Here is a 16,002-nt window from a genome sequence, read left to right as displayed (position 1 = left end):
ATTATTTCAATTTAATAGTCGAACTTAATAAGACTATCAATTACTATATATATTAAAATCATGATCAATAAAATTGTTCGTTTCTTTCTGTATAACAGAGTAGTAACGATTGCACTTTTACTTTTGGTTATCTTTTGGGGACTAATGCATAGTCCGTTTAAATCAAAAATAAATAGCTACATACCGTATAATCCAGTTGCAGTAGATGCAATCCCAGATATAGGTGATAATCAACAAATTGTTTTTACAAATTGGCCAGGTAGATCACCTCAAGATATTGAAGACCAAATTACTTACCCTTTAACAACAAGTTTATTGGGTATTCCAGATGTAAAAAGCATCCGTAGTAATTCTATGTTTGGTTTTTCAACCATCAATATCATTTTTAAAGATAAATCTGATTTTTACTTTGGAAGAACACGAATTTTAGAGAAGATTAATAGTCTATCTCCAGGAACACTGCCAGAAGGTGTACAGCCTATTTTGGGTCCTGATGCAACGGCAGTAGGACAAGTTTTTTGGTATACTTTAGAAGGTAGAGATCCAAATGGAAATCCTACAGGAGGGTGGGATCTTGAAGAGTTAAGAACGGCACAAGATTTTTTAGTTAAATATGCATTAATGTCTGCAGATGGCGTTTCTGAAGTTGCTTCTGTTGGTGGTTTCGTAAAGGAATATCAAATTGATGTTGACCCTAATGCTTTAAAAGCGTACAATGTTTCTTTGCAACAAGTAATGAACTCTGTACGAAACAGTAACCTTGATGTAGGTGCAAGAACAATAGAAGTGAACAATGCAGAGTATTTTGTAAGAGGAGTTGGGTACATAAAACAATTATCTGATTTAGAAGAAGCAGTTGTAAAAGTGACTGATAATGTTCCTGTTAGAATTAAAGACGTTGCTAAAGTTGTAGAAGGACCAGCTGTCAGAAGAGGAATCTTAGATAAAGAAGGTGCAGAAGCTGTAGGAGGAGTAGTTACTGCTAGGTTTGGTGCAAACCCAATGTTGGTAATAGAGAATGTAAAAAAGAAGATCAATGATATTTCTAAGGGATTACCCCAAAAGATTTTAGAAGATGGGACAGTTACAAAAATGACTGTTGTGCCCTTTTACGATAGGTCAACATTAATAAAAGAGACATTAGGTACTTTAAATGAAGCATTACTACAAGAGATCTTAATTACTGTAATTGTAGTATTAATTATGGTGTGGAATTTAAGGGCATCTATGCTGATTTCTAGTTTGTTGCCTATTGCTGTTTTAATGGTTTTTATTGTGATGAAGTACCTTGGGATAGTAGCAAATATTGTCTCTTTAAGTGGTATTGCAATTGCAATTGGAACAATGGTTGATATTGGGATAGTCATGTCAGAAAATCTGATCAAGCACCTTGATCAAAGGAGAGGGCGAGAGCTTGTAAAAGTTATTTATGATGCGACAGAAGAAGTTTCTGGGGCAATTGTTACTGCTGTTGCTACTACTGTTGTCAGTTTTATTCCTGTATTTACACTTCAAGCAGCAGAAGGAAAATTATTTACCCCATTAGCCTATACTAAAACTTTTGCTTTGATAGCATCGGTTATAGTTGCACTTATATTTTTACCTACTTTTGCCTTTTATTTTTTTAAAGAGCAACGTAAAACAACATTTAAAAGTAAGCAGTTATTAAATTTCATATTTATACTCTTAGGTTTTGGAGTCTGTTTTATCTCAAAAATTTGGTTAGGTATTGCAATTATTGTCTTGAGTATTTATAATCTATTAGAGGATAAACTCACTGTTCTTTTAAAATCATCTTCAAATTTTTCTAGAGGAAGAAGCCTCTTTGTGGCATCAATAATAGCTTATGCTTTGGCAATGGAATGGCTTCCTTTAGGACCAGATGAAAGCGATTTTAAAAACTTTGTTTTTGTTGCAGGTCTCATTGGTTTTATACTTGGAGGCTTTCAATTATTTATTTTGATTTACCCTAAGGTACTTACCAAGTGCCTAGATAATAAAGTGACATTTCTATCATTTGTATTTTTCATTGTCTTTGCAGGAATATCTTCTTGGTTAGGTTTTTCTAAATTGATAAGTCCGTTAACCTCAATTTCAAATAAACTTGGAGTTGATATTACCGATAATAAGGCGTTTAAAAACATGAACAGTATATTTTCTGGAATTGGTTCAGAATTTATGCCGTCATTATCAGAAGGGAGTTTTTTACTTATGCCTTCTGCAATGCCAAATGCAGGGATTTCTGAAGTGAAACGAAATTTACAACTCATGGATATGGCTGTTAAGAATATTCCAGAAATAGCTTCAGTTGTAGGGAAAGCAGGTAGAGCATTATCACCATTAGACCCTGCGCCAATATCTATGTATGAAAATATCATTAATTATAAATCAGAATATAAAACGGATGAAAATGGAGAAAGACTTCGTTTTAAAATTGATGAACAAGGTAATTTCCTTAGAAATAGTGAAGGGGATTTAATTTTAGATGCAGACGGTAAATATTTTAGACAATGGAGAGAGAATATAAAATCTCCAGATGATATATGGAAAGAAATTATTAAAGTTACTCGACTTCCGGGGTTAACATCTGCACCAAAATTACAACCTATACAAACGCGATTGATTATGACCCAAACGGGTATGCGTGCACCCATGGGAATAAAGGTGTTTGGTCCAGACTTAGTAACGATAGAGCACTTTGGTGTTCAATTAGAAAAACTATTAAAACAAGTGCCTTCTGTAAAGAAAGAAGCCGTTTTTGCTGATAGAATAGTAGGGAAACCTTATTTAGAAATTGAAATTGATAGAAAAAAAATAGGGAGGTATGGCATGAGTGTTAAAGACATGCAAATGCTTTTAGAAATGGTAATTGGTGGTATGCCATTAACTTATACTGTAGAAGGAAGGGAGCGTTATCCGGTTAGGATGCGTTATGCTAGAGAATACCGTGATAACCCAGAGGTATTAAAAAAGTTTATGGTAAATGTACCATTGGGTATCCAAGTTCCTTTAGAAGAATTAGCCTCAATTAATTATGTGGCAGGGCCTCAGTCTATAAAAAGTGAAGATACTTTTTTAACAGGGTATGTACTCTTAGATAAATTGCCTCAATTCTCTGAAATCCAAGTGGTAGAAGAGGCTTCTCAATTTATTCAATCAAAAATTGATACAAAAGAGCTCATTGTTCCTAATGGAGTTAGCTATAAATTTTCTGGAAATTATGAAAATCAAGTGAGAGCATCGAAGAGATTGTCTATTGTAATGCCAATTTGTCTACTTCTTATTTTCTTCATTTTATATCTACAATTTAAATCGGTTAAAACCACATTTATGGTCTTTTCTGGGATAGCAGTAGCCTTTAGTGGCGGTTTTTTAATGCTATGGCTTTATGGTAAATCGGGCTTTTTAGATTTTACTATTTTTGGAGGAAATATGCGTGATCTTTTTAATGTTCACCCAGTTAATTTAAGTGTGGCTGTTTGGGTTGGATTTATTGCATTATTTGGAATAGCTACAGACGATGGCGTTTTAGTTGCAACATACCTAGATCAATCTTTTTCTAAGAATAATCCCACTTCAATTAAAGGAATTAGAGCTGCAGTATTGGAAGGAGGGAAACGTAGAATCCGACCAAGTTTAATGACTACAGCTACAACTTTACTGGCTTTTATACCTATCCTAACATCAAATGGACGAGGTGCAGATATAATGAAACCAATGGCAATTCCTGGTTTTGGGGGAATGTCAGTAGCCTTATTAACGCTTTTTGTTGTGCCAACTTTGTATAGTGCGGTAAAGGAGTCTCAGTTAAAATCATAATATAAATTGATGTAAAATGAAAAAAATAAATTATATATCAATTGCAGTATTCATGATTTCGATTATGACTACACAAGCACAAAATTCATATTTAGATCAATATATTTCAATTGCTTTAGAAAATCATTTTGGTGTTCAAGCAGCGGCTCAAAATATACAAGTTCAAGCAGCAGGAAAAAAAGAAATACAAGGAGAAGGTATTTCTAGTTTTGATGTAATGTATGGTTATGGAGCAATGCCTATTGAGACTAAAAATGGGCCTATTAACCATAAAGTATCTGCAGGAGTGATGTTTCCTTGGTTTGGAACAAGAAATCAAAAATATGAAGTTGTCAACCAGAAAGTAGCCATTGCTGAAGCAGACAAAAAAGGAACAGAGAATGTTGTTAAATACAAAGTTCGAGCTCTTTATTTTAAGCTTCTTCAGAATTCAAAAGATTTGGTGTCTGCATCAGAAAATGTGGCAATCTTAAATTCTTTTGAGTCTGTTGCATATACTCAATATGAGAATTCAAAAGGTTCTATGGTAGATATTTTAAGGGTTCAGATGGAGATTGAAGAAGCCAAAAATAAAGTAAAAACACTCCAGCAAGATAGTCTCCTTTTACATCAGAATTTTTATTTATTACTTAATAAAGATATCGAATCTGTAGTATTAGTGGATAGTATCAGTTTCTTTAAAGAAGAGGCCTCTATTGATGAAAACCCAATGTTGAAGTCTTTAGAAGCGATGCAGAATATGTATTCGGAAGAGATTAAAGCGGTTCAAAAGTCTTCTGCTCCACAAATTAAATTATCTGTTGATTATAGTATTTTGGGTACTGTCCAAGGTGTTTCTTCAGACAACAGTGGTAAGAATGCAATTATGCCTATGGTTGGTCTTTCCATCCCACTTTTTAACGCTAAAAAATATTCTGGTAAACAAGAACAGCTTCGTTTAAGTAATCAAGAAGTAGCATTACGGAAGGAGGACACTAAACAACAATTACAAATTGAATATTTAACGGCACAGAATCAGTATGATGATGCTAAAAGAGAATTTGAACTCATCTCAAAACAATTGATTCAAATAGATCAGGCAATTCAGATTCAACAAGAAGCCTACTCAGTTGCAAATAGTCAGGGAAATGCTTTTGTAGAATTACTTCGTTTGCAATTACAAAAGTTAGGTTTTCAGTTTAGACAACATAATAGCAAAGCAACAGAACTAGAAGCTTTGGCAAAAATAAATTACATCACAGGATTATAAGATTAAATAATCATGGAAAAATATATAAAATCATACGGAACATTAGTTATCGTATTTGTAGTAGGCGTTTTTATGGGTTGGTTGTTTTTTGGAGGTGAAAGTACTTCAGAAGAAATGTCTTCAACACATCATGAACATACAGAAGGTACATTTTATACCTGTTCAATGCATCCTCAAATTCATCAAAAGGATCCAGGAAATTGCCCTTTATGTGGAATGAAGCTAATTCCAGAATCAGGTGATACGAGTGTAGATGTAAATCATATTACTTTATCGAAATCTGCTACAGCTTTAGCGAACATTCAAACTACTAGCGTTTTGAAATCATCACCTAAAAAAGTTTTACAAATGCAAGGTAAAATAGCGGTAGATGAACGAAGAACGTATGCACAAGCATCGCATATTGCAGGTAGAATTGAAAAAAGCTATGTGAACTATATTGGAGAAAAAATAAAAAAAGGTCAGAAGTTAGCAACTCTTTATTCACCACAATTGGTTACTGCACAAAGGGAGTATTTTGAAGCTAAAAAAGTAAAGGATTCTAACCCTCAATTACTGCGTTCTGCAATCGAAAAATTAAGGCTTTGGAAGTTATCTGAAAAGCAGATTCGAGAAATTGACAAATCTGGAAAAGTAAAAACAGTTTTTGATATAAGAGCAGATATTAGTGGCGTAATTACACAACTAAATGTGTTAGAAGGTGACCATGTAATGCAAGGCAAAATTCTTTATGAAGTGGCAGATTTATCTAGACTTTGGGTCAAATTTGATGCGTATGAAAGTGATCTGGCTTGGGTTAAAGTTGGCGATCAGATTTCATTTACTGTTACATCTTATCCTGGCGAAACATTCACCACAAAAGTATCATTTATAGATCCGTTTATTAACCCTAAAACAAGAGTTGCTTCTGTAAGAGGAAATGTAGTAAATAGAGAGCATAAATTAAAGCCTGAAATGTTTGTAAATGGAAAAATTCAGGCAGAACTACCTGTTAATAATGAAGTGATTGTAGTCCCTAAGTCTTCTGTAATGTGGACTGGTCCACGCTCTGTTGTATATGTTAAAGTTCCTAACGTAGATACACCAACATTTGAAATGAAAGAGGTTGTTCTTGGGGCAGAATTAACCAATTCTTATATAATCAAAAAAGGTTTAAAAGATGGAGATAGGGTGGTAACTCAAGGTACATACACTGTAGACGCTGCTGCCCAATTGAAAGGTAAACCAAGTATGATAAGTCAAAAGATTGGAGTTGAAACAGAACCAACTTCTACTTATGAAGTGAGTGCTCAATTTGCAGCATCCTTTAAGAAGGTATATCAAAATTATTTACTTGTAAAAGATGCTTTTGTTGCTAGTGATGATAAACGTGCTGAAGAATTCACAATCACTTTACAAAAAAGTTTAAATACAATTTCTATGCATATGTTACAAGGTGATGCACATATGTTTTGGATGAAGACATCTCCCAATCTCAAAATGAATTTAAATGAGATGGTAAAAGCAGACAATATTGATACACGGAGAAGGTTTTTTGTTCAAGTATCAAAAGAGTTATCTGATATGATTCAACGATTTGGATTATCTAAAAATGAGAAGGTTTATCTAATGTATTGTCCAATGGCTAATGACGACATGGGTGCATCTTGGTTGTCAAATACAAAGGAGGTTCTTAACCCTTATTATGGTGATATGATGCTGAAATGTGGGGAAATTAAAAAAGAAATATAACATATTTAATGCCCTAGTTATGAAATTAACTAGGGCATTATTATGTAATTTATTGTACTTTAAAGTATTGATAGTCAAATAGTAGTATTGTGTGTAAGTAAAAATGACGTATTAATAAAGTAATATTGTATGAGATGGAATAGGGTGAAATTGTAATCATTATTTTAATGTTGAGTAAATACTTAAACTTTACTTAATATGAACTGCAACATATCTCTACTGTGTACTATCATTTTATTTTTCACAAATTGCTTTTTAATTGAAGGGGCAACATTTAGACTTAACTCAGGTGTTACCTTGACAGCTGAGAATTGGACTGACGCAAATACTTGGTTAAATGAATCCAATCAGAATGTGGATGATTATCCTGGTAAAGATAATGATGAAGATGAAAAAGATATCATTCAATTTGGTTCTGGTTCTGATGCAAATATCATAACAATTGATTTTGATTTTGAAAAAAATGATATTTCAACTTCATTATACTTTCAGCCACTTGGTTATCTCAGTGTTTTGAATTTTAATAATGGGGCAATTGTGGAAATAAATAATATTCTTGACAACGAAATAAGATTTACCCTTAAAATAGAAGAAAATGCTTCATTAACAGTTAAAGAAGAGCTTACTATTAAATGGGCATTTGTAACATTTGATATTTACGGCAGTTTTACTGTTTTAAATAATGTAAATTTTACAAAAGAACAGTATTTAAATATTTATTCTGATGCAGTGGTAAAATTTGAAGGTGATTTTAATACTACTGGTGTAATGTTAGTTGTGGAAGAAGATGCAATACTTGAAATTGAAGGACAATATATCATGGGTTACGAGAGCCAACATACAGAGTGGGATATTAATGGTTTTTTAATTGTGCATAGAGGAATCAAAGTTGATTGTTATTTACATTTGGATGTTGGAGAAGGAGAAGAGGATGAAATTTATATAAACACGACAACAGGAGGTGTTTATGTAGACCTAGACGTAGAACTTAAATGTGATCCAAATAATGATCAATTACCGCAGTCATGTAACAGTGAATTATTTTGTGAAGCGATAATAGGAAATTCAGAAAATCCAGAAGATCTACCCGTCAACTTAATATCATTTATACTTACAGAAGAAAAAGAAGGTGTGAAATTAGAGTGGGTAACCGCGTCAGAACAAAATAGTGAACGATTTGATATACAAGTTTCTTCAAATAAAAAAGATTGGACAGTTATAGGTTCTGTACTTGCTCAAGGAAATAGTAATTCTACTGTTGAATATGAATTTGATGATACAAATAAACCTAGTGCTTATTACAGGTTAGCTCAGTATGATTTTGATGGTAAAGTTGAATATTTTGGTGTGCTCACTTTTAATCAAAAAACAGATTTTAAAAGTAATGTATATCCAACTTTTGTAGGTAGAGGAGAGTATTTATATATCAATTTTGAAGGTATAGAATTTGGTACTAGTTCAAGTTATTCAATTGTTAATTTGAAAGGAGAAATAGTAGAAGAAAATCAATTTCTTGATCTATCATTGGGTAACTCTTTACAATCTTATCATATTAAAAATGATTTAAATACTGGTTTGTACTTTATTACGATTAGATATGGTAAGGAAGCGAAAACAATGCGTTTTGTAATAAAATAAGAAGACTATACCACTTCCATATATTCAATAAAAATATACATTTCAACTATAATAGTATACATTAAAAACCAACTTTAATGTTGTTATTTGTATCAACAAACAATTCAATAGAATTATGAAAGAATTAGTTTTAGATACAACATTAGGTTGCAAAGCTTGTGAAGCTAAAGTGCAACCTTTATTGGATGCAGATCCAAGAGTTATAGATTGGGAAATAAAAGATGGGCATATTCTGAGGGTAGTAACCGAAGGGGCTTGCCAGAAATGTATAAATAAAATTATTAGTGAAAAAGGGTATTTGGTGAAAGAACAACTTTCTGCAAAGGAGGTTGATGCTAAAGATTATGCCGATAAAATACTACACGATATTCCTGAAATTGAATATGATAAACCTGAAGTAACAGCCGATAATGCGGGTAAGTACTATTGCCCAATGCAATGTGAAGGTGATTTGCTACACGATCAAATGGGTGATTGTTCTATTTGTGGTATGCCTCTAGAGAAAATTCCAGAGGCAAAAACACCAGTTAAATACGCCTGTTCAATGCATCCAGATATTGAATATGATACACCTGGCGATTGCCCAATTTGTGGAATGCCATTAGAACCCATAATAACGGAACAAGATAAAGAAGAACAAAATGAGGCTTTAACGGATATGACAAAACGTTTTAAGTTAAGTCTTTTCTTTACTATTCCAGTTGCATTTATAGCAATGGCAGGACATCTATTTCCTGCTTTACATCATGAAATGTTAGGGTTAATGTCTCAAACATCATGGAATGCAATAGAGTTTGTATTAACCATTCCAATGGTTTTCTATACTGGGTGGGTTTTTCTTAAAAGAGCTTGGTCATCAATTGTATCAAGAAATTTTAATATGTGGACATTAATAGGGATAGGAACAACAGTAGCTTTTGTTTTTAGTACTTTTGCTTTATTCTTCCCCAATGTATTTCCAGGTCAATTTAAACAAAATGGTGCCGTAGATGTCTATTTTGAAGCAACTTGTGTAATCTTATTATTAGTAATGGTAGGACAGCTAATGGAATTAAGAGCACATTCTCAGACAAATTCAGCATTAAAAGCATTACTTAATTGGACACCATCTACAGCTACAATTGTAAAAGAGAATAAAGAAATTATAGTAGCAGCTGAGCATATAAAAGTAGATGATGTAATTAGAATTAAACCAGGAGAAAAGGTTGTAGTAGATGGTGTTTTAATAGACGGGCATGGTACTATTGATACAGCAATGATAACTGGGGAACCGATTCCAGTTGAAGTGAAAAAAGGTGACAAAGTAACTAGTGGTACAATTAATACCAATGGAAGTTTTCTGATGCTAGCAACTAAAGTAGGTAAAGAGACATTATTGTCAAAAATTATTGAAATGGTGAATGATGCTAGCCGATCTAGAGCTCCAATACAAAAATTAGCAGATCAAATAGCAAAATATTTTGTACCAATTGTTGTAAGTGTATCTATTATTACATTTTTACTTTGGCTATTTTTATATAATGGCGAAGATGCCGCAACTTATGCTTTGGTAAATGCAGTTGCAGTGTTATTAATAGCTTGTCCTTGTGCTTTAGGATTGGCAACTCCAATGTCAATTATGGTAGGAACAGGAAAAGGTGCACAGAATGGTATATTAATTAAAAATGCAGAAGCCCTCCAAGGTTTAGGGGATGTAAATGTTTTGATGATTGATAAAACGGGTACTATTACAGAAGGGAAACCAACTGTTTATCAGGTTATTGCTTCAGGTAATTATACTGTTAATGATGTTTTGTGTTTAGCAGCCTCGTTAGATAAAAATAGTGATCATCCAATTGCAAAGGCCATAGTTTTAGAAGCCAAGAATAAAGGTTTGAGCTTACTAGAATCTACTAATTTTTCTTATGAAATTGGTAAAGGTTCTAATGGAGTGATTAAAGATCGAAATGTTAAAATTGGAAATCTTAAAATGATGGAGGGTGAAGCTGATGTGTTCACTATCAAAAGTAAAGTTCAGAAAGAGTTTAAGAAAAATATAACTACTGTTTATGTCAGCAATAATAATAAAGTTATTGGTGCTATTGCCTTAGCAGATCAAATTAAAAAGGAAAGTAAAGAAGCTATAGAGTCACTTCAAAAGAAAAACATTGAAGTGATTATGCTAACAGGAGATAATGTAGAAACAGCTACTTATGTAGCCGATCAAGTAGGTATCACTACCTTTAAAGCCGAATGTTTACCAGAAGATAAATTGAAATTTGTCGAAAAGTATCAATCCAAAGGATTTAAAGTGGCTATGGCAGGGGATGGCATTAATGACGCACCTGCTTTAACAAAAGCTGATATTGGTATAGCAATGGGTAACGGCACTGACGTTGCGATAGAAAGTGCAGAAATTACTTTATTAAAAGGTGATTTATCAAATTTATTAAAAGCATTTACGCTTAGTACTAAAGTGATGAAGAACATTAAAGAAAATTTAGTTTTTGCGTTCTTTTATAATGTGCTTGGTGTTCCTATTGCAGCTGGTATCTTATTTCCATTTTTTGGAATTCTATTATCACCGATGTTAGCCACATTAGCAATGAGTTTTAGTTCGGTATCTGTAATAACAAATGCAATGAGATTAAAGAGGGTTGTCTTGTGAGTAGTGTTGTATGTATACAAAATTAAACTCTCTAATAATCAAATGGTTATTAGGGAGTTTTTTTGTTGTTAAAAGCTGCTAATCTTTTTATATTTCAAAAATAAATAATCTCAGTGCAATAATATTATCAGCTAAATAATTAAATGAAGGCTCTAACAATCAATACAAATGCTTTATGGAGGATACTCTGTATAGGATTGATTTTTTACTCAATAAGTTCTTTTGGTCAGACATATAGACCTTCAAGAAATATTATCTTTGCAACACTTGCTGATTGGGAAACTCCTTCAAATTGGGAAGGTGGCAACGTACCTCCAGATAATTCGACTATTGAATACGGTAATGCCGACAATGGTTGGGGTGGTTATACGATAGAAATAGGTTTTGATTTAGCATCTTCATACCCAAATTTAAGCTTTGACTCAAATAATGAGATATCAATACTTACTATATCAAATGGTGGGGTAGTGAATGTTACAAATTTTTCTGTAGATGCAAAGAGTTCAATTACAATAGAAGAAGGAGCACAAGTTACAATTGAAGATGATTTAACAATAAATACTAATTCAACATCTTTAACAATTTGTGGTGAATTAAATTTAAATGCTACTTTAACTGCAAGTAACGCACTAGATTTAACAGTTTGTGAAAATGGAATATTCAATGCAGAGAGTTTAATAATTTCATCTTCTGCTGAGGTTGATATTTCTGGGAGTGTTAATATTTCTGGATCAGCATTTTTAAACAATAACATCACATTAGATATTAATTCTACTGGGGAATTAAATATTTTAGGTGGTTTAGATTTCGGTGCAGGGACAATTAATCTTGATGGTGATTTATATGTTAAGGGTGAATCTGATTTTGATCAAGGTGGGTCAGGTTCTACTTTAAATATAAGTTCAACAGGTAATGCAAAATTAGAAGGTGACTTAATAGCAGATGTATTGGATATAAATATTGTTAGTAATGGGTTACTTGAAGTAATTGGACAAGTATCGTCTTTGACTAACGATGGAAGTGGAGGAAATTGGTATTTAGATGGTACAATGGTTGTACATGAAGGAATCGATGTACCTTGTTCAAAGACAATAACTATAGAAATCCCTGATGGATCAGATGGAGGTATTATAATTGATTACGAAGGAGAAGGTAATAGATGTGAAGCAAATAGTGGGGATCCCGTTCTAAATACGTGTGCTACATATGGTACTTGCGAAGCAATTAATAACCCATTAGATAAAACTTATTCACCAACTGTTACCCCAGACCTCCCAGTAAACTTAATCTCTTTCACAGGAACAAAAACATTAAACGGTTTTCTTTTAGAGTGGACAACCGCTTCAGAACAAAATAGTGAGAGGTTTGATATAGAAGTATCTGATGATAAAAGAAATTGGCAAGTCATTAATTCTTTAGCTGCAGCTGGAAATAGTGATGTGAAATTAGATTATGAATATTTAGATATATCACAAAGTAAATATTATAGATTGGCTCAGTACGATTTTGATGGAACGGTAGCCTATTACGGAATTGTAACATCTTTAAATGAAGGAGAATTGAATGTTTCAGTGTATCCTACCTTTGTAGAGAATGGAGAATTAAGTAAAGTCTATTTTGAAGGAATTTCTGAAGATCAAAAAATTACTTACCAAGTATTTGATATTAAAGGAAAAGAAATTAAAAACGAGTACCTGATAACATCTACAAGTGGTAATTTCTTGACATCTTTTATGATGCCAAACTCAATAAAAGGAGGGTTGTATATTGTAAAGGTGAATGTAGGGAAATATCAGAAGACCTTTAAAATTATCAAGAAATAAAAAGATCTTTTAATATAAAAAGCCACTAAGTATAAAATATTTAGTGGCTTTTTTACGCTTAATAATTTTCTTTAAAATTACGAAAAGTGCTAATAATGAGACTATTCTAATGAATAGTTTAATGATTTTTATCATGCATCCCGTAACGCAAACCGTTGCGAAAAAAAAAAATTAAAATAGATAAGCAATCTCTTTTATATACCTAAAACAATATGCTATTTTAGTATTTCGAAGATCACAGTCTTTGATAAAAATTTAAAGAATTATATAAAATATTGTCTGAATGAAAGCGACTTTCAAAATACATTATGATACTCAATTTGGTCAACAACTTTGTATTGTTGGTTCATTACCTGCATTAGGTAAAGGAAACGATAATGAAGCGGTTGAGATGGCTTACCTTGGAGGAGGTATATGGATTGCTGAGGTAGATTTAAGTAAAACTAGAGCAAAATCATTTACCTATAATTATATACTCAAAGATAAGTCTAACGGTATTAAGTATAAAGAAGCTGGAGCTCCGAGAGTAGTTTCTTTAGATTCAAAAAAATATAAAAAATTAGCATTTCAAGATGCATGGAATCCTTTCCATGAAACTGAAAATGCATTTGATACTGCTGCTTTTGATGTTATTCTTCAGACGAAAGCACCAAAAGTTAAAGCACCAAAATTATCAGCAAAGGATGGAGATTTTTCATTCAATGTAAATGTGCCTAGAATTAACCCAGACTATGTAGTTAAGGTTGTTGGTTCTACTAAAGAATTAGGAGAGTGGGATATTAATGCAGCTCTTCCAATGGCATATGATGAAGAAAATGACTTATGGAGTGTGACTACTTCAATTAAAAAGAGCCATCATAAATTAAAATATAAATACGTTTTAGTATCTACAAAAGATAAAAGTTTAGTAGAACTAGAAGGTGGTTTTGATCATATGTATGATATTCAAGAAAATGACCCAACTTTATTGGTGAAATTCTCGGATCATAGATTTGAATATAATAAACAAAACTGGAGAGGTATGGGTGTTGCATTACCTGTATTCTCTTTAAGATCGGAACAAGGGTTAGGCGTAGGAGAGTTTCTTGATATTAAGGGACTTGTAGATTGGTCTAAAGAAACAGGAATGCGACTTGTTCAAATTCTTCCAGTTAACGATACAATGGCAACTTATACTTGGGTAGATTCTTACCCATATGCTTCTGTATCTGTATATGCTTTACATCCTCTTTACATTAATCTTGAAGCGGTAGGATCGTTGAAAGATAAAAAGAAGATGACAAAGCTTAATACGCTTAAGCAGAAGTTGAATGCACTTGATACTGTGGATTATGAAGCAGTAATGAATGCAAAAATGGACTACCTAAAAGAGATTTGGTCTGAGAAAAAAGCCTCATTCTTAAAAGGTGCTAAAGTTAAAGCATTTCTTAAAGAGCAAAATGATTGGTTATTACCATATGCTGCTTTTTGTTATTTAAGAGATAAATATAAGACGCCAGATTTTACAAAATTTGAAGATTTTGCTACTTATGATGCTAGGAAAGTAAATAAATTATTTGCTGCAGCTTCTAAAGTAAAAGATGATGTTAACTTCTATGTATTTGTACAATATCATTTACATGCTCAGTTATTAGAAGCATCTGAATATGCACAATCTCAAAATGTTGTTTTAAAAGGTGATATTCCAATTGGTATTTACAGATTCTCTGCAGATGCATGGACTGCTCCTCATTTATACAATATGAATGGTCAGGCAGGTGCTCCTCCAGATGATTTTGCGGTAAATGGACAAAACTGGGGTTTCCCTACATACGATTGGGAGACAATGAAAAAGGATGATTATGGATGGTGGAAAAGCCGTATGACTCATCTTTCACAATACTTCCAAACATTTAGAATTGACCATATCTTAGGATTCTTTAGAATTTGGGAGATTCCTATCGATTCTGTTCAAGGTTTATTAGGTCAATTTAGACCTGCTTTACCATTACACGTTTCTGAATTAGAAAATAGAGGTGTCGGATTTGATTTTGATAGATTCTGTAAACCTTATATTAGAGAGCATTTCTTAGGTCAAATGTTTGGTGATGATACAGATGCTGTAAAGCACGAGTATTTTGATCAAAAATGGGATGGAGCATATAACTTCAAAAAGAAATTTGATTCTCAAGTAAAAATTCAAGCACACTTTGCAAAGCTTTTAGCTAAAAAAGATGCTGATGTTGCTAGACTTGAGGCAATAAGAGAGAGCTTATATAGTCTTCATAATGAAGTATTATTAATTCCTGCTTTAGGGTATACAGATGGTTTGCATTATGCTCCTAGAGTAACAATGGACAAATCAAGAACATTTAATGAACTTGATGCTGGTGCTAAATACCACTTCTGGGAATTATATGTAGATTATTTCTTTAAACGTCAAGAAGATTTATGGTCTGCACAGGCTATGGAAAAACTTCCTGCAATTAAAGAAGCAACAAATATGCTAATCTGTGGTGAAGATTTAGGAATGGTCCCAGATTGTGTACCAGGAATAATGACAGAATTGGAAATTCTAAGTTTAGAAATTCAAAGAATGCCAAAAGATCCAACAATTTCATTTGGCCACCCAGGTAATTATCCTTACGAATCTGTTGCGTCTCCTTCTTCTCATGATATGTCGACTGTTAGAGGTTGGTGGACTGAAGATCGTGAAGAAACACAACGTTTCTATAATGAAATTCTCGGTAATTGGGGTGAAGCACCTCAAGATTGTGAGCCTTGGATTGCAGAGCAGATCTTACAGCAGCATTTATATGCAGATTCTATGTGGACAATCTTCCCGCTTCAAGATTTATTAGCAATTGATGGAGAAGTTCGTAGAGAAAGTGCAGAAGATGAGCGTATCAATATTCCTGCAATCAAACACCATTATTGGAGATACAGAATGCATTTATCTTGTGAAGAATTGATGAAGTTGAAAAGCTTTAATTCGAAGTTAAATGGATTAATTACTGCTTCTGGAAGAAATTCTTCTTACTAAGTAGTATTGATATAAATAGAAAGTCCTTCATCATTTACGATGAAGGACTTTTTGCTTTTTTAATGGAATTAGA

At 32.7% G+C, this 16,002-nt stretch carries 7 protein-coding genes; all 7 read left to right on the top strand.

Going from position 1 to position 16,002, the window contains the following annotated elements:
• Positions 1–60: 60 nt before the first annotated feature.
• Complete coding sequence (locus tag EI427_RS08165; protein ID WP_126613487.1) at positions 61–3,819, top strand: efflux RND transporter permease subunit; 3,759 nt, start codon at positions 61–63, stop codon at positions 3,817–3,819.
• Between the two features lie 16 nt (positions 3,820–3,835).
• Positions 3,836–5,068: a TolC family protein gene (locus EI427_RS08160; protein WP_126613485.1), complete on the top strand. Its 1,233-nt coding sequence runs from the start codon at positions 3,836–3,838 to the stop codon at positions 5,066–5,068.
• Positions 5,069–5,080: 12 nt separating this feature from the next.
• Positions 5,081–6,799, top strand: coding sequence for an efflux RND transporter periplasmic adaptor subunit (locus EI427_RS08155; RefSeq protein ID WP_126613483.1), 1,719 nt, complete (start codon positions 5,081–5,083; stop codon positions 6,797–6,799).
• 198 nt (positions 6,800–6,997) lie between these two features.
• Positions 6,998–8,437, top strand: coding sequence for a hypothetical protein (locus EI427_RS08150; protein WP_126613481.1), 1,440 nt, complete (start codon positions 6,998–7,000; stop codon positions 8,435–8,437).
• 115 nt (positions 8,438–8,552) lie between these two features.
• Positions 8,553–11,084: a copper-transporting P-type ATPase gene (locus EI427_RS08145; protein ID WP_126613479.1), complete on the top strand. Its 2,532-nt coding sequence runs from the start codon at positions 8,553–8,555 to the stop codon at positions 11,082–11,084.
• Positions 11,085–11,227: 143 nt separating this feature from the next.
• The gene (locus EI427_RS08140) at positions 11,228–12,907 is read left to right on the top strand and encodes a T9SS type A sorting domain-containing protein (protein ID WP_126613477.1); all 1,680 of its coding nucleotides are present in this window, start codon (positions 11,228–11,230) and stop codon (positions 12,905–12,907) included.
• A gap of 283 nt (positions 12,908–13,190) precedes the next feature.
• Positions 13,191–15,929, top strand: coding sequence for a 4-alpha-glucanotransferase (locus tag EI427_RS08135; protein WP_126613475.1), 2,739 nt, complete (start codon positions 13,191–13,193; stop codon positions 15,927–15,929).
• Positions 15,930–16,002 lie beyond the last annotated feature (73 nt).

It is taken from the genome of Flammeovirga pectinis, from assembly GCF_003970675.1.
Lineage (GTDB): Bacteria > Bacteroidota > Bacteroidia > Cytophagales > Flammeovirgaceae > Flammeovirga > Flammeovirga pectinis.
This window is presented reverse-complemented; position numbering and strand designations above follow the sequence as displayed.

Excerpts from the sequence above, each read along its gene's own strand:
- EI427_RS08155 (WP_126613483.1), top strand. The coding sequence starts at position 5,081 with ATGGAAAAATATATAAAATCATACGGAACATTAGTTATCGTATTTGTA.
- EI427_RS08135 (WP_126613475.1), top strand. The coding sequence starts at position 13,191 with ATGAAAGCGACTTTCAAAATACATTATGATACTCAATTTGGTCAACAA.
- EI427_RS08145 (WP_126613479.1), top strand. The coding sequence starts at position 8,553 with ATGAAAGAATTAGTTTTAGATACAACATTAGGTTGCAAAGCTTGTGAA.
- EI427_RS08165 (WP_126613487.1), top strand. The coding sequence starts at position 61 with ATGATCAATAAAATTGTTCGTTTCTTTCTGTATAACAGAGTAGTAACG.
- EI427_RS08160 (WP_126613485.1), top strand. The coding sequence starts at position 3,836 with ATGAAAAAAATAAATTATATATCAATTGCAGTATTCATGATTTCGATT.
- EI427_RS08150 (WP_126613481.1), top strand. The coding sequence starts at position 6,998 with ATGAACTGCAACATATCTCTACTGTGTACTATCATTTTATTTTTCACA.
- EI427_RS08140 (WP_126613477.1), top strand. The coding sequence starts at position 11,228 with ATGAAGGCTCTAACAATCAATACAAATGCTTTATGGAGGATACTCTGT.